The organism is Marinitoga sp. 38H-ov, assembly GCF_011057715.1.
In the GTDB taxonomy this organism is placed as follows: domain Bacteria; phylum Thermotogota; class Thermotogae; order Petrotogales; family Petrotogaceae; genus Marinitoga.
This window is the reverse complement of record NZ_LNGH01000002.1, coordinates 116,172-131,837: the sequence shown is the minus strand read 5'-3', so window position 1 is coordinate 131,837 and position 15,666 is coordinate 116,172. Positions and strand designations below refer to the sequence as shown.

16 protein-coding genes are annotated in these 15,666 nt (G+C 25.5%); 5 read left to right on the top strand and 11 right to left on the bottom strand.

The genetic code is table 11. The features are described from left to right. Genes AS160_RS00780 through AS160_RS00765 form a run of 4 tightly spaced genes read left to right on the top strand, consistent with a single transcriptional unit; the run spans position 1 to position 5,344 of the window. Entirely contained in the window at positions 1 to 1,455 is a 1,455-nt protein-coding gene (locus AS160_RS00780; protein WP_165144070.1) for an NAD(P)/FAD-dependent oxidoreductase, read from the top strand. Between the two features lie 9 nt (positions 1,456 to 1,464). Then, a complete protein-coding gene (locus tag AS160_RS00775) occupies positions 1,465 to 2,328 on the top strand; it encodes a DMT family transporter (RefSeq protein WP_165144069.1) in 864 nt (287 codons plus the stop codon). A 19-nt stretch (positions 2,329 to 2,347) separates the two neighbouring features. Then, a complete protein-coding gene (locus tag AS160_RS00770; protein WP_165144068.1) occupies positions 2,348 to 3,544 on the top strand; it encodes an L-serine ammonia-lyase, iron-sulfur-dependent, subunit alpha in 1,197 nt (398 codons plus the stop codon). Positions 3,545 to 3,553: 9 nt separating this feature from the next. Beyond that, complete coding sequence (locus AS160_RS00765) at positions 3,554 to 5,344, top strand: UvrD-helicase domain-containing protein (RefSeq protein ID WP_165144067.1); 1,791 nt, start codon at positions 3,554 to 3,556, stop codon at positions 5,342 to 5,344. A 2-nt stretch (positions 5,345 to 5,346) separates the two neighbouring features. On the opposite strand, the gene AS160_RS00760 is transcribed toward AS160_RS00765, so the two are convergent. Genes AS160_RS00760 through AS160_RS00730 form a run of 7 tightly spaced genes read right to left on the bottom strand, consistent with a single transcriptional unit; the run spans position 5,347 to position 10,923 of the window. Next, entirely contained in the window at positions 5,347 to 6,288 is a 942-nt protein-coding gene (locus tag AS160_RS00760; RefSeq protein WP_165144066.1) for a HAMP domain-containing sensor histidine kinase, read from the bottom strand. A 1-nt stretch (position 6,289) separates the two neighbouring features. Next, complete coding sequence (locus AS160_RS00755; RefSeq protein WP_165144065.1) at positions 6,290 to 6,964, bottom strand: response regulator transcription factor; 675 nt, start codon at positions 6,962 to 6,964, stop codon at positions 6,290 to 6,292. 11 nt (positions 6,965 to 6,975) lie between these two features. Beyond that, entirely contained in the window at positions 6,976 to 7,638 is a 663-nt protein-coding gene (gene phoU, locus AS160_RS00750; RefSeq protein ID WP_165144064.1) for a phosphate signaling complex protein PhoU, read from the bottom strand. A gap of 12 nt (positions 7,639 to 7,650) precedes the next feature. Then, entirely contained in the window at positions 7,651 to 8,424 is a 774-nt protein-coding gene (gene pstB, locus AS160_RS00745) for a phosphate ABC transporter ATP-binding protein PstB (RefSeq protein ID WP_165144063.1), read from the bottom strand. Further along, positions 8,396 to 9,238, bottom strand: a complete 843-nt coding sequence (gene pstA / locus AS160_RS00740; RefSeq protein WP_165144062.1) for a phosphate ABC transporter permease PstA — start codon at positions 9,236 to 9,238, stop codon at positions 8,396 to 8,398. Before pstA ends, pstB begins: the two co-directional genes overlap by 29 nt. Then, positions 9,235 to 10,095 (bottom strand): phosphate ABC transporter permease subunit PstC, encoded by an 861-nt coding sequence (pstC, locus tag AS160_RS00735; RefSeq protein WP_206528014.1) that lies wholly within the window; start codon positions 10,093 to 10,095, stop codon positions 9,235 to 9,237. Before pstC ends, pstA begins: the two co-directional genes overlap by 4 nt. 15 nt (positions 10,096 to 10,110) lie before the next feature. Continuing rightward, a complete protein-coding gene (locus AS160_RS00730) occupies positions 10,111 to 10,923 on the bottom strand; it encodes a phosphate ABC transporter substrate-binding protein PstS family protein (RefSeq protein WP_165144061.1) in 813 nt (270 codons plus the stop codon). A 151-nt stretch (positions 10,924 to 11,074) separates the two neighbouring features. On the opposite strand from AS160_RS00730, the gene AS160_RS00725 reads away from it, so the two are divergent. After that, positions 11,075 to 12,247 (top strand): iron-containing alcohol dehydrogenase, encoded by a 1,173-nt coding sequence (locus tag AS160_RS00725; protein ID WP_165144060.1) that lies wholly within the window; start codon positions 11,075 to 11,077, stop codon positions 12,245 to 12,247. Between the two features lie 17 nt (positions 12,248 to 12,264). Here the strand turns inward: AS160_RS00725 and AS160_RS00720 are convergent, their stop codons facing one another. The 4 genes from AS160_RS00720 to tsaE are packed head-to-tail and all read right to left on the bottom strand — an operon-like array spanning position 12,265 to position 15,645. Further along, entirely contained in the window at positions 12,265 to 13,140 is an 876-nt protein-coding gene (locus tag AS160_RS00720; RefSeq protein ID WP_165144059.1) for a DMT family transporter, read from the bottom strand. Between the two features lie 10 nt (positions 13,141 to 13,150). Further along, positions 13,151 to 14,185 (bottom strand): tRNA preQ1(34) S-adenosylmethionine ribosyltransferase-isomerase QueA, encoded by a 1,035-nt coding sequence (gene queA, locus AS160_RS00715; RefSeq protein WP_165144058.1) that lies wholly within the window; start codon positions 14,183 to 14,185, stop codon positions 13,151 to 13,153. A gap of 9 nt (positions 14,186 to 14,194) precedes the next feature. After that, positions 14,195 to 15,274: a redox-regulated ATPase YchF gene (gene ychF, locus AS160_RS00710; protein ID WP_165144057.1), complete on the bottom strand. Its 1,080-nt coding sequence runs from the start codon at positions 15,272 to 15,274 to the stop codon at positions 14,195 to 14,197. Then, complete coding sequence (gene tsaE / locus AS160_RS00705; protein ID WP_241244191.1) at positions 15,274 to 15,645, bottom strand: tRNA (adenosine(37)-N6)-threonylcarbamoyltransferase complex ATPase subunit type 1 TsaE; 372 nt, start codon at positions 15,643 to 15,645, stop codon at positions 15,274 to 15,276. The genes ychF and tsaE overlap by 1 nt, the downstream gene beginning before the upstream one ends. Positions 15,646 to 15,666: the final 21 nt, after the last annotated feature.

Here is a 15,666-nt window from a genome sequence, read left to right as displayed (position 1 = left end):
ATGTATGATATTATTATAATAGGTGCAGGTGTTGTTGGTAGTACAATTGCACGTGAATTATCAAAATATAGTTTAAAAATTTTAATGTTAGAAAAAACTGATGATGTAAGTAATGGCGCATCTAAAGCAAATAGTGGTATTGTTCATGGAGGATATGCTGCTAAATATGGTACGTTAAAAGGTAAATTGTGTTTTGAAGGAAATAGAATGTATGATAAATTAAATAAAGAACTCAATTTTGGGTTCAAAAGAACAGGGGCTTTAGTAATAGGATTTGATGAAAATGATGAAAAGACATTAATTGAATTATATAAAAATGGTTTAAATAATGGAGTAAACGAAAATGAAATGAAAATATTATATGGTGATGAAATATTAAAAATTGAACCAAATATAAATAAAGATGTAAAAGTAGCTTTATTAGCAAAAGATGTGGGAATAACTTCTCCGTATGAAATGACGATAGCTTTAGCGGAGAATGCAGTGAATAATGGAGTAGAAATAAAATTAGAAAATGAAGTAATAAAAATTGAAGAGAAAAATGATTATTATATAGTTATAACTAATCAAAATTCGTATGAAACTAAGTATATAATAAATGCGGCTGGAGTATTTAGCGATAAGATATCGGAAATGGTTGGGATAAAAAATTTTCATATAATTCCAAGAAAAGGACAATATATTATTTTTCATAAGGGATACGGAGAAATAATAAACAAAGTAATTTTTCAAGTTCCTACAGAAAAAGGAAAAGGTATTTTAGTAACTCCTACATATCATGGGAATTTAATGATTGGACCTGATGCACAAGAAAGTTCTAAATATGATTTAAATACAGATATAGAAACATTAAAATATATTATTAGAACTGCAAAACTATCTGTTCCTAATATAGACTTAAAAAAGGTATTAACTTCATTTTCTGGTATTAGACCCACGCCTTCAACAGGAGATTTTATAATAGAAGAATCTAAAGAAAGATTTATCAATGTTGCAGGAATTGAATCTCCAGGGTTGACATCTTCACCAGCAATTGCTAAAATGGTTTTGAATATATTAAAAAAATCAGGATTAAAGTTAATTGAAAAAAATGATTTTAATCCATATAGAAAACCTATAATTATAAAAAAAGATCTGACATATAAAGAAGTAAATAATATGTTAGAATTAAATTCTGATGAACAAATTATTTGTAGATGTGAAATGGTTAGCAAAAAAGAGATAATAGATGCACTAAAAAGGGGAATTCCAATAAAATCTATAGATGCTATAAAAAGAAGAACAAGAGCTACAATGGGCTTTTGCCAAGGAGAGTTCTGTATCCCCAGAATTAAAAAAGTAATTTCTGAAACATTGAATATTAATGAAGATGAAATTCCTTTGAGAGGTAAAAAATCAGGAATATTACCAAAAAAAGTGAATTTAAATTATTTTAAGCAATTAGATATAAAATGAGGTGATATATTGCATTATTTATTTGCTATATTATCAGCATTTTCTTCATCTGTTACATCTATTTTAGGCAAATATTCTTTTAATATAGGAGCATCACCATCGCAAATATTATTTTTGAGATTTTTATTTTCGTTTATTATTTCGGGAATTATTTTTATTTTTTTAGGATATAAATTTGATTTCAAAAAATTTTTGTTATATTCTGTTTTAGGTATTTTAAATTACGGGATAGCAGCATATGCTTTTTTTGTTGGATTGCAATATTTAAATCCAGCATATGCAACGGTACTTTATTTTACAAATCCAATATTTGTCTCTTTTTTTCAACATAGATTAACAAAAAGAAAAATAAATATAGTAAATATAATAGCAGTAGCATTATCTTTTGTTGGAGTAATAATAGCAAATATGGGAGAACGGGCTTTTGGAAATAATGAAAGTATAATCTTTGGTACATTAATAGTTTTGTTTAGTTCTTTTGTAAATGCGATATTTATAGTTTCTGTCAGTGAATATATAAAACAAAATGAATCGAAACCTTTTGAAAGCGTTTTTTATACATTTACTGGTGTCTTTATTTATTATTTTATTTTTGTCATAAGAACAAATGAAATATATACTTTAAATGGAAGATATTTATTATCAGGTTTTGTTTTAGCAATATTAGCAACATTTGTTCCGTTAACACTAAATTTTTTTGCTTTAAAGAAATTACAGTCACATACCTTATCTTTAATAATGCCATTGGAACTTTTGTTTGCGTCGATTTTATCAGGAATATTTATGAATGAGTCCTTTAATGTTTTAAAGGTTTTAGGTTTAATAATGGTTGGTATGGCACCAATAATAGATATAACTGGTGTAGAATCATAATTTAAAAAGGGGGAATGAAATGTTAAAAGATATTTTATTTGATCAAGTAAAACCTGCATATGGTTGTACAGAACCCATAGCAGTTGCATTGGCTGTTGCAACAGCAAAAAAATATTTAAAAGGTGAATTAAATAGTATAAATATTATACTTGATAAAAACACATATAAAAATGGATTAGAGGTAAATATTCCAGGGACTTCGTTTGTAGGTCTCGAAGTTGCTGCAGCGCTTTCCTATGTTTGTGGGGATTCAAAATATGGACTTGAAGTTTTAAAAGATATAAATCAGGAGTGTATAGATGCCTCTCATAAATATTTAGGAAAAATAAATTTAAAAGTAGATAAAGAATTTTTAGGTTTAAAAGTAGATTGTACATTAAAAGGAGAAAATTATGTAAATGTAATAATAGAGGGAAAACATGATAATATAGTACATATTGAAGAAAATGGAAATAAAATATTTGATGTTCATTTTGAAGCTGGTGGAGCATTACTAAATGAAATAAAAAAATATAATATAGATGATATAATAGAATATTTAGATAAATATGATAAGGATGTAGATGAATTATTAGAAAAAACAATAGTATTAAATACAAAAATTGCAGAAAAAGGATTAAAAACAGATGGGAATTTTGGTCATGTTTTAGATTTTGAGCCTGTTAATATTGTTCAGGCTGCTGTTGACGCAAGGATGAGTGGTGAATTAATGCCTGTTATGACTGTTGCTGGGAGTGGTAATCAAGGTTTATCTTCTACACTGCCAATAATAAAAATTGGACGAAAATATGATGATGAATTAGTGAAAAAATCTATATTATTAAGTGTTTTAATAACTATATATATAAAATCATATACGGGATTATTAACTCCAATTTGTGGTGCTGGTACTATTTCATCTTCTGGTGTTGCCGCTGGAATTACATATTTAAAAGGTGGAAATTCAGAACAAATAAAACATGCAATTAATAATGTACTATCTACTCTTTTTGGTTTAACTTGTGATGGTGCAAAAAAAAGTTGTGCATTAAAATCTGGAACAGGAACATTTGTAGCATTACAAAGTTCAGAATTGGCTTTAAAGAATATAAATGTTCCATGTGGAAACGGTATTGCAGCGAAAGATGTAGAAGAAACTATTAAAAGAGTTGGTAAATTAACACAATCTATAAAAAAATTTGATGAAGACGTTTTAGACTATATAGGAAAATGTTGAGGTGAAATATTGTCTGTTAAAAAATGTATAAATTGTAATGAATTAGTTGAAAATAATGAAAAAATATGTCCTAATTGTGATGGATTTTTTTTAAAAAAGAAATGTCCAAAATGTGATGAAATAATGAAAGATAATATAAAAAAATGCTGGTATTGTGGTTACGATTTCTCTCTTAAAAATAAAAAAAATATAAAATCAAATGTATATGATAAATATTTAGACGAATTAAAAAATACAAAATTTATAGAAACCATTAATAAAAACAATAATAAATATATTAGATTAACTGATGAACAAATAGATATAATAAAAAATGCAAAAGAAAATAATTTAATAATAAATGCTTTTGCTGGTTCTGGAAAATCTACTACGCTTTTAAGTATTGCTTATGCATTAAAGAGTAAAACATTTTTATTTTTGGCTTTTAATAATTCAGTAAAAAAAGACATTGAAAATAAAATAAGAAGATCTAATTTAAAAAATATAAAAGTAATGACTACACATGGATTGGCATATAAATTTGTTAAAAAAGATCTGAAGTTTAATAAAATTGGAAAAGAATTAAATACTTCAGAAATTTCTAAAATTTTAGAAATAGATATATTCATTGCAGATTTAGTTAGAATAGCTTTTAATGATTTTTGTAATGGAAGTTATAGATATATTTCGGATGAAACAATTGAAGAAATAATAAAAAATAACATTAAACTAAAATTTATTGATGAAAATAAGGAATATTTAAAAGATAAATTAAATATTATTTGGAATATGTACATGGATAATAAATTGGACGTTTCACATAATGTTTATTTAAAATATTTTCAATTGAATATAGAGAGGTATAGAATTAATTTTGATTATATACTTTTAGATGAAGCTCAAGATACTAATGATGTAGTTTTAGATATTTTTAATAAATTGAATGGAAAAAAAATTATTGTTGGTGATCCTCATCAACAAATATATTCATTTAGAGGGTCGATAAATGCTATGTACAAAATTAGAAATGAAATGGAAGCGAAAGTGTTATACTTAACTGAAACATTTAGATTTCCTAAATATATAGCAGAAAAAGCAAATTATATTTTAAGAAATTTTAAGGGAGAAGAAAAAGAAATTATTTCATCTAAAAGTGAAAATGATAATGAATTTAATACTATTTGTTATATAACAAGAACAAATTCTACCTTAATAAAATTAATAGATGAATTTAAAAATTATGAAATTACATTGGTAAGAGCACCAACTGAAATATTCAAATTACCTTTAAGTATATATTATTATATAAAATATTTAAATACAGGAAAGCATAAGGATAAAATAAAAGAAAAATGGATTTTGAATTTTAAAGATTTAGAAGAATTAAAAGATTATGCAGAAGATTTTGAAGATTATGAATTAATATCAGCTATTAATATAGCAGAAGAATATGATAATAAATTATTTGATTTATTAAAAATTGCAGAAGAAAAATATAACATTAATAATGGGAAAATTTATTTAACTACAGCACATACAAGTAAAGGTTTAGAATGGGATAAAGTGATTATTACTCATGATTTTCCAAATATTATTGATTTAATAAAAAAGGAAAAATATAAAAGTATAAAGGAATTTACAAAATCTTTTAAGAAACATATTGATAAAATAATAAATGGTTTAAACGATAAATTTAAACATCAAAATATAATTGATGAAATAAATTTATTTTATGTTGCTTTAACAAGAGCAAAGAAAAAAGTATTATTTTATTCAAATGAAAATATATTTGATTTTGATATTAACAAATTGCTTGAGTAATCTCAAGCAATTTTTATTATGAAGCGACTTCCAACCATCCATTCTGATTTAAAATTTATTTTATATCCCGCTAATTCACATAAATGCTTAACTATTGATAATCCTAATCCAGAACCTTTAGCATATTTTCTTGAATCTACTCCTCTATAAAATCTTTCAAAAATTCTATTTTTTTCATTTTCCCGTATTCCTATACCATTATCTTCAACAATTATTTCATTTTTGGAAATAGTAACAAAAACTTTTGAATTTTTATAAGAGTATTTTATTGAATTTGATATTAAGTTTCTCAGTAAAGTATATATTATGAATGGATCACCATTCAAATATTCAACTTCTAATTTATTTATCACCTCAATGTTTTTTTCTTTTATTTTATGTTCTAAATCAGAAATAACTTCATTATATATTTTATTTGTATCTAATAATTCATTTTTTATTATATAATTATCAAATTCTGCCATATAAAGAATACTTAATTGATCTAATATTCTTTCGATTCTATTTAATGATTTTTTAGAATTATTAATGGGCTTAATTAATAAATTATTTTTATTTAAATCTTCAATTAAATATATATTCCCCTTTAAAATAGACAATGGAGTTCTTAATTCATGAGATAAAGATGTTATAAAATCAGATTTAACTTTTTTAATTAATTCTTTTTCAGTTTTATCCTCGATGATGATTTTGTTTTCATTACTTAAATAAATAATTTTACAAAATTTGCTAGAACCTTGAAAAAAATAAATTGTTGTTTCTATAAAATAATCTTTTTTATTTATAATATGATATATTAATTTATCAATTTCATTAAATGTAAAAACGTTTATTATTTCAATATTTTCTTTAAAGCCGTATTCTTTTGCGGTTTTATTTGAATATTTTATTTTATATCCATCTAATTCAATAATTATTTCATTTAAATAATCTAAAAAATTCATTTTATTCACCAACTTCAGAATTTTTGTTAAATTTGTATCCGAGATTCCTAATTGTTTTTATCCAATTTTTCCCAATTTTAGATCTTATCATACTAATATGAACATCTATTACTCTATCAGTAATAAATTCATCATCAAACCATATTTTTTCTATTATTTCATTTCTAGTATAAATTTTATCATCATTTTTTGCTAAAAGGTATAAAATTTCAAATTCTTTTGCGGTTAAATCAACAAATTTACCATTATATTTTACAGTATAATTATTTGAAAAAATCTCTAAATTTCCAAATTTCAATTTATCATCTTCATTTTTAATTCTTTTTAATAATGCTCTGATTCTAGCTATTACTTCACGGGGATTAAAGGGTTTAGTAATATAATCATCAGCGCCAATTTCTATACCATATATTTTATCTCTATCAGTATTTTTAGCAGAAATAATTATTATTCCAGTGTTTTTATTTTTAGCTCTTATTAAAGGTAATATATCAATAGAATCACCATCAGGTAACATAATATCTAATAATAATATATCAAATTTATTATTATTCATTAAATTTTTCATACAATTTATATTTTCACATTCAAATATATCAAATTTCTCAATTTCTAAATAAGCTTTTAAAATATCTCTAATATCCTTATCATCTTCAACTATTAAGATTGAAGGCATATTTTTCCTCCTTATAATAGATTTGTGATTTTTTCACCTTTTTCTATATATACAATTTCCTCGCATAAATTTGTAATATGATCTGAAATTCTTTCAATGTCTCGTGCAATTAATACAAAAGGTATAATAACATTTTCATCATATATTCCATCTTTAAAATTTTTTAATATATCTTTTCTTATTTCAATTTCTAAATTGTCTATAATGCTATCTTTTTTCCATATTTCAATTGCTGAATTAGTATTTCTTTCATTAAAAGCTTTAAAAACTTCTTTTAACATTTCTAAAGACATACCAATCATTTTTAGTATTTTTTCATTTAACGAGGGATTAAAATTTATTTTGTTAAATTCAAAAACCTTTTGCGAAATATTACAAGATAAATCCCCTATTCTTTCTAAATTATTTGAAAATTTTATCATTGTTATAATATATCGTAATTCTTTTGCCAACGGATTATATCTAGCAATAATTTGATAAACTTCATCTTCTATTTTTCTATTAATGTCATCTATTTTATCATCTAATTCAAAAACATTTTTTGCTAATATTTCATCGTTTTTTTCAAGAGATAATATGGCTAGATTAAATGAATTTAAAACAAGAGATAACATTTTTGATATATCGGCTTTTAATATTAATAATTCGTTTTCAAAATGATGTAAATTTTGCATTTTATCCCCCCATTATCCTATTCTTCCATTTAAATAATCTTCTGTTAATTGATTTTTAGGTGACTTTATTATATTAGAAGTTAAACCATGTTCTATTAATTCCCCTTGATACATAAAGTATAAATAATCTGAAATTCTAATAGCTTGAGATAAATTATGAGTTACAATTATTATTGTATAATTTTCTACTAATTCTTCAAGTAATCTTTCTATTTTTTGCGTGGATATTGGATCTAAAGCAGATGTTGGCTCATCTAGAAGTATAACTTCTGGAGATACTGCAAGAGCTCTTGCAATAACTAGTCTTTGTTGTTGACCGCCAGACAATTCATATGCTGATTTATGCAATTCATCTTTAACTTCATCCCATAATGCGGCTTGTATAAGCGATTTTTCAACTATCTTATCAATTTTATTTTTATTTCTCATACCATGAATTCTCAAACCAAATGCTACATTTTCATATATTGACATTGGAAATGGTACTGGTTTTTGAAAAACCATTCCAACTTTTTTTCTATATAATGTTATATTTAGATTTTTGATGTTATTGTTCTCGAAGATAATTTCTCCAGAGGTTTTATAATTTTCTATTTCATCATTTATCCTATTAATACTTCTTAACAATGTGGATTTTCCACATCCAGATGGACCAATTATAGCTGAAATTTTATTTCTTTTAAAATCTATATTTATATTTTTTAATGCTTGTTTATTTGAATACCATGCATTAAAGTTTCTTATTTTGATTATATCATCATTTTTTGTCATTATATCCATTATCATTATAATTCCTCCTTATTTTAAATGCCAGTAAATAAATGAACAATATTAATAACATTAAAAACGATGCTGAACCTTTTGCCATCCATTGCGCATCTTCTCCATAAGCCATAGCAATATTATATATATGTGTAGGCAATGTCATAATAGGATCTTTAATAGATTTAGGCATATGTGTTGAATAAAATACAGCTGCTGTTAATAATACAGGAGCAGTTTCTCCCATAACTCTACCAATAGAAATTAAAATAATAGTAATTAATCTTGATTTTGCTGAAGGTAATAATATTTTATATATAACTTCAGTTTTTTTTGCTCCTAATGCATAAGCAGATTCTCTTAATGTATTTGGTATTGAATTAAAAACTTCTTTTGTGGAAGAAGAAATAATTGGTAAAGCCATTATAGATAAAGTTAGAGATCCTGATATTAAAGAAGTTTTTAATCCAAGTTTTATTGAAAATAAAGATAACCCAAATAATCCAAATACAATAGAAGGAACACCGGATAATGAAGTAATAGCAGTATCTAAAAATATTCCAATATTGTTATTACTATATTCTGATAAAAAAATTCCAGTTAAAATCCCAAGTGGAATAGAAATAATTAATGTCACAAATAATAAATATATGGTTCCAATAATTGCAGGAAAAATTCCACCACTTGTCATCATATTTTTGGGAAATTCAGTGAAAAAATTTATTGAAAAATATTTTATTCCATCAAATATTATAAAAAAAATAATTAATACTATACTAAAAAATATTAAATAACTTATTATTCTAAATATAAAAGATATTATTTTATCTGTATTCATTTATCCCATCTCCTAGATATTTGTTTGGAAATTAAAGTAAGAAAAAAAGATATTAATAATAAAATCAATCCTGAAAAAAACAATGCTGAATAATGAATACTTCCAATTTCCACCTCTCCAATTTCACTTGCTATAACTGCAGTTAATGGTCTGACAGGATCAAATATGGATGTTGGGATAATATTAGCACCTCCAGCCGCCATTAATACAACCATTGTTTCGCCAATAATACGGTTAATTGTTAATATAAATGCATTAATAATTCCTGGGTAAGCGGCTTTGGAAACTATTTTAAAACCTGTGGTAAATCTTGTCGCTCCTAGAGACAACGCTCCTTCTTTAATATTTTTATCAACAGAACTCATAGCTTCTTCAATCAACGAAGATGTATATGGAAGTGAAAGAACGGTTAATCCAATTGACGCTAACAATATATTTTCTGGGGACCATGCCCCTATTTTAAGCATCCAAGGTGAAATATGTATTATCAAAAACATACCTATAATAACAGATGGAATACCTGATAATAATTCTATAGTGCCTTTAATATATTTTTTTTCAAATTCTTTTGCATAATCATATAAAAAAAATGCTATTATATATCCTAAAGGTAAGACTATTAAGGAAGATAATATAGTTAAAAGTATTGAATTTATTAACATATTTAATATACCAAAAGTTGGTATATCATATGTTGGATACCAATCAAATGATGTAAGCATTTCCATACCAACTTTTTTCAAAGCTGGTATGGATTCCATTATAATAAATTCAAAAATTAATATTAGTATTATTATTCCAATTAATGACACTAGCCTTATTATTAAAGAATTTATTTTGTTTTTAAATTCTCTCAAATAAAACACTCCTTTTTAAAATCCGTATGCAGCAATATATCCAGCTTTTTCCACTAATTCTTGTCCCTTTTTTGATAATCCAAAAGTTATATACTCTTTTAGAATTCCGGATTCTGGCCATCCGTTAGTTACATCAATAAACATATATAAAGGTCTGGAAATAGGATAAATTGATTTTAAAATATTTAATTTTGTCGGTTCTGTATTTTCTACTTTTAAAACTTTAACAGAATCATTTACGTATCCTACTCCTACATAAGCAATAGCATAAGGATTTTTAGCGACTTGCTCAATTTCGAATTGTGTTGATTCAACCATTTTGACACTTGGATCCATTCTTTCCCCATTTAAAACTATATTTTCAAATGTTTCAAATGTTCCTGAAGCAGTATTTCTTGAATAGGCAACTATTCTTTTTTTGGGTAGCGATGTATTGATTTGGTTCCAAGTTTTAAATTTACCAGTGTATATACTTTTTAAAATTTCTAATGAGATATTATCTATATGAAGTTTTGGATTAACAATTATTGCTATACCATCATATGCAATAATAATTGGAGCAAAATATTTGCCTTCTTCGTTCATTTTTTTTATTTCTTTATTTTTAAGGAATCTACTAGAGTTTGCAATATCTGTTGTTCCACTAAACAATGCAGCTATACCTGTCGAAGACCCTGCGCCTTCTAAAGTTATTTCTAAATTTTTTAGTTCTTCTATCCATAATTGAGCAATTGGGAAAATTGTGTTTGAACCTTTAATAATCAATTTTTCTGAGAACGAAATAATTATAATACTTATAATAAATACTAAAGATATCCATTTTTTCATACATATCCCTCCTTAAATATTTTTGCACATTAATTTTATAAATATTTCTTTTTTTTATTATATAAAAATATTAAGAAATATTAAGTTAATTCCGATATTTTTTGTGGTATAATATAATTAGTAAGACTAATTATATTATGGGGGTGATTGTATGAAAAACTTTGTTTTTCATAATACAACAAAATTAATTTTTGGAGAAGGCACAATAGCTAAAATTGGTGAGGAAATAAAAAAAGAAGGAGTAAAGAAAATACTTTTACATTATGGTGGAGGATCTATTAAAAAAAATGGAGTATATGATCAAGTTGTCAATTCTTTAAAAGAAAATAATATTGAATGGGTTGAAGTTTCTGGCGTAAAACCAAATCCTAGATTATCTAAGGTATATGAAGGAATAGATGTTGCCAAAGAGAATAATGTAGAAGGTATTTTAGCTGTTGGTGGTGGAAGTGTTATAGATTCAGCAAAAGCTATTGCTGGAGGTTTTTATTATGATGGGGATATATGGGATGCTTACTCAGGGAAATATTATGTTTCAAAAGCTCTTCCTTTATTTACTGTTTTAACTTTATCGGCAACTGGATCTGAAATGAATGGAAATTCTGTTATTACAAATGAAGACACTAAGCAAAAATGGTCAACAAGTTCAAAAGCATTATACCCAAAAGTTTCAATAATAGATCCAACTGCACAATACACATTACCAGAAAGTCAAACTGTTAATGGTGCTGTAGATGCAATAAGTCATGTTATGGAATTTTATTTTGATGGTACTAAGGGAACTGAAATTCAATCTCAATTAGCTGAAGGTATAATAAGAGCAGTTATAAACAGTACGGAAATATTGTTAGAAAATCCTAAAGATTATGATGCAAGATCTAATCTTGCATGGAGTGCTACATTAGCTTTAAATGGATTATTAGGAGCAGGTTCTTCAGGAGGAGATTGGGCAAGTCATGCATTAGAACATTCTGTTTCAGCATTATTTGACGTTGCGCATGGAGCAGGATTAGCAATAATTTTTCCTGCATGGTTGGAATATGTAAAAAATGAAGATATTGATAGATTTGATAGATTTGCTAAAGAGATATTTAATATTGATACAGGTAATTCTGGTATAGATGCAAATTTGGGTATTCAAGCATTAAAACAATGGTATAAGAAAATCGGACAACCAATCTCTTTAAAAGAAATTGGGGCAAAAGAGGAAGATATTGAAAAACTTGTTGAAAATGCAGCTCAACGAGCACCTATAGGGAAATTAAAGAAATTAGAAGAAAAAGATATAAGAGAGATATATAAAATAGCTTTTGATAATAAATAAGAGATTGAGGCATTGCCTCAATCTCTTATTTCTGCTATATAATTACCTAATAAAACTAATATAATACCTAAAATTGTTAAATAATTAGGATAATTTTTCAATATTATCGCATCTGCTATAACAGTTACAATTGGAATGAAAAAAATTCCATTTGTTGTAGTTTTTGCTCCTGCCAATCTAATAGCTTTATTCCACCAAATATATCCTAATGCTGTACAAAAAACGCTTAGGAAAATAAAAGCAATAATAACTTTAGGTTGTAACCATAATTGGTAAAAAGGACATGTGCCATTACCTTTTAATTCAAAATAAACAAAAGGTAAAAAGAATAACATTCCATAGAAATTTAAATCTTTAGTAATTATAAGATTGTCATGTAGTTCAAGTTTTTCAATAAAAACAGTGTAAAAAATCCATGAAAAAGCAGCACCGAACATTAATAAATCACCTAATGGATTTAATTTTAAAACAAACTTCCCATTTAATACAATTATTGATACTCCTACAAAAGCTAATAATGTACCTAAGTATCTAATTTTATGTGAAAATGATTTGTTTAACAGGTCAGAAAAAAATAAATACATTATAGGAGTTGCTGAAATTATTAAGGAACCATTTGATGGTGTTGTAAATTGTAAAGCGGTATTTTCAAATAAAAAATATGCAGTAACTCCAAAAAAACCAGATAACATAACATACAATAATTCTTTTTTAGTATATTTTATTTCTTTTCTAACAAAAATCAATAATACTGCAGTAGCTAAAAAAAATCTCAAAAATGCAGCTGTCATAGGTGGAACATTTTGTACAATTATTTTGGTAGCAACAAAAGAAATTCCCCAAAAAATTACTGTAATAACCATATAAAATATTCCTAAAGTTTTTTTTGTCAAAATACCACCTCTAATATATAAACATAGAATCCCCAAATGAAAAGAATCTATATTTTTCTTTTACAGCAGTATTATATGCATGCATTATATAATCATAACCTCCAAATGCTGATACTAACATTAATAATGTTGATTTAGGTAAATGAAAATTAGTAATAAGAGCGTCTATTAATTTAAATTCATATGGGGGATATATAAATATATTAGTAGTTCCAATATATGAATTTTCTTCAGGTAAATTAGCTATTGTTTCTAAAGTTCTTACTACAGTTGTTCCTACACTAATTATTCTGCCCTTATTATTTTTATATTCTCTTATTTTTTTAACTGTTTCCTCAGGTACTTCATAATATTCTTCATGCATTTCATGATCTTCAATATTGTCAACTTTCACCGGTCTAAAAGTACCTAAACCAACATGAAGTGTAACTTCTGCAAATTCTATACCCTTGTTTTTTATTTTATCTAATAATTCTTTAGTAAAATGAAGTCCAGCTGTAGGAGCTGCTACAGCACCGTGAACTTTTGCATAAGTAGTTTGATATCTATCTTTAGGTCCATTATAATTTTTTATATATGGAGGTAGCGGCATATTACCAATTCTTTCAATTTCTTCCCAGACGTCATTTTTAGAAAAGAATTTTATAATTCTAGAGCCATCATCATTATGTTGTATTATTTTTGCAAATAAATTTTCTGAAAACTTTATTTCAGCACCTGTTTTGAGCTTTGATCCGGGTTTTACAAGTGCTTTCCAGGTATTTTCTTCATGAGTTTTTTCCAAAAGTAATACTTCAACATTTGCACCTGTAATTTTTTGTCCGTATAATCTTGCAGGTATTACTTTTGTATTATTAACAACTAATAAATCTCCAGGATATAAATAATCTATAATATCTCTAAAAATCTTGTGTTCTATACTTTTTTCTTTTCTATTTAATACCATTAGTTTTGATGAGTCTCTTGGTTCAACAGGTTTTTGAGCAATATATTCTTCAGGTAAATTATAATCAAAATCATCTACTTCATATAATGGTTTTCTCATTTTTTCCTCCTATGCATTTGCTCTAATGGTTAATATATCACCATCTTTTACAATTTCTTCTTTTCCAGCTAATCTCCATAATCCTGCTTTTTTAACTTCTTCTTCACTACCTAGTCTAATTAAATCATCATAATGCATAACTTCAGCTTTTACAAAACCTTTTTCTAAATCTGAATGAATTTTTCCTGCAGCTTTTTTCATAGTTATACCTTTGTTAATTGTCCATGCTCTAACTTCATCTTCTCCAACAGTAAAGAATGTTATTAAACCTAAGTGATCATATACAACTTTAGATAGCCTTTCAATACCTGATCTTTCAATACCTAATTCTTTCATAAACTCTTCTTTTTCATCATCTTCAAGTTCAATTAAATCAGCTTCTGTTTTTCCACATATTTCTATATATGCAAAATTTTCTTCTTTACAAGTATTAATCAATTCATCTTTTCCTGGGTACTCACTATTTAATAATTGTTCATCATCAATATTAACCACAGTTATGATTGGTTTTAAAGTAAATAAAGCTAAAGAACTAATTAATTTTTTATCTTCTTCATTTAATTCAATTTTTGATGCGAATTTTCCATCTTCTAATATAGGTTTAATTTCTTCAAGTATTTTTACTTGCCTTTCATCTTCTTTTGTTGGTTTTTTCTTTTTGTTTTGTTCAATTAATCTAGCTAATCTATTTTCAACAACTTCTAAATCTCTTATAATCATTTCAGTTTTTAAAGTATCTAATTGATCAACAGGTAATTCATTTCCTTCTGGAAGAGGTACAGAATCATTTTTGAATGCTCTTATTACTAATATTATTGCATCTACTGTTTGTATCATTTGTAATATTCTATTTTTTTCTTTTCTATCAGCTGAAGTATTATAACTAGGAATATCAATAAAATTCAATGTAGCGTGTACAGTCTTTTTTGGATTATACATGGCTGTTAACTTTTCAAGTCTTTCATCCATAACATTTGCTACTCTTTCTTCAGCATCTTGCTTATAACTACCATCATATGGTTTATTTGTTAAAAGAGAAAAAATTGTTGTTTTTCCAGTTAAAGGTAATCCTAAAATACCTATTTTCATTATATTGCCTCCTCTATATGTTTATATTTTTCACCAATAGCCTTAATCTTTATATCTCTTTTTGTCATGTCTTCATTATTGTAATATAATGTAATTTCTAAATATTCATCAGGAATATAATATTCTAACCTTTCTGGCCATTCAATTAAATAAATTCCATTTGGATCTTCAAATAATCCTACATATGGAATTTCTTCTGGATCTGTTAATCTGTATAAATCTGCATGATATATATGATTATCATATACTTTAACTAATGCAAATGTTGGTGAGGTTACTGATAATGAATTATCATTTAAAAGACTTCTAATAAACCCTTTAGTAAAGGTGGTTTTCCCAGTACCTAAATCACCATATAATAATATATTCATTCCAGGGAATGCACATTTTGA

Bases quoted from the DNA above. Each gene is read 5' to 3' on its own strand.
- AS160_RS00730 (WP_165144061.1), bottom strand. From the start codon at position 10,923: ATGAAAAAATGGATATCTTTAGTATTTATTATAAGTATTATAATTATT.
- AS160_RS00770 (WP_165144068.1), top strand. From the start codon at position 2,348: ATGTTAAAAGATATTTTATTTGATCAAGTAAAACCTGCATATGGTTGT.
- phoU (WP_165144064.1), bottom strand. From the start codon at position 7,638: ATGCAAAATTTACATCATTTTGAAAACGAATTATTAATATTAAAAGCC.
- AS160_RS00780 (WP_165144070.1), top strand. From the start codon at position 1: ATGTATGATATTATTATAATAGGTGCAGGTGTTGTTGGTAGTACAATT.
- queA (WP_165144058.1), bottom strand. From the start codon at position 14,185: ATGAGAAAACCATTATATGAAGTAGATGATTTTGATTATAATTTACCT.
- tsaE (WP_241244191.1), bottom strand. From the start codon at position 15,645: ATGAATATATTATTATATGGTGATTTAGGTACTGGGAAAACCACCTTT.
- AS160_RS00755 (WP_165144065.1), bottom strand. From the start codon at position 6,964: ATGCCTTCAATCTTAATAGTTGAAGATGATAAGGATATTAGAGATATT.
- AS160_RS00760 (WP_165144066.1), bottom strand. From the start codon at position 6,288: ATGAATTTTTTAGATTATTTAAATGAAATAATTATTGAATTAGATGGA.
- ychF (WP_165144057.1), bottom strand. From the start codon at position 15,274: ATGAAAATAGGTATTTTAGGATTACCTTTAACTGGAAAAACAACAATT.
- pstA (WP_165144062.1), bottom strand. From the start codon at position 9,238: ATGAATACAGATAAAATAATATCTTTTATATTTAGAATAATAAGTTAT.
- AS160_RS00725 (WP_165144060.1), top strand. From the start codon at position 11,075: ATGAAAAACTTTGTTTTTCATAATACAACAAAATTAATTTTTGGAGAA.
- pstB (WP_165144063.1), bottom strand. From the start codon at position 8,424: ATGATAATGGATATAATGACAAAAAATGATGATATAATCAAAATAAGA.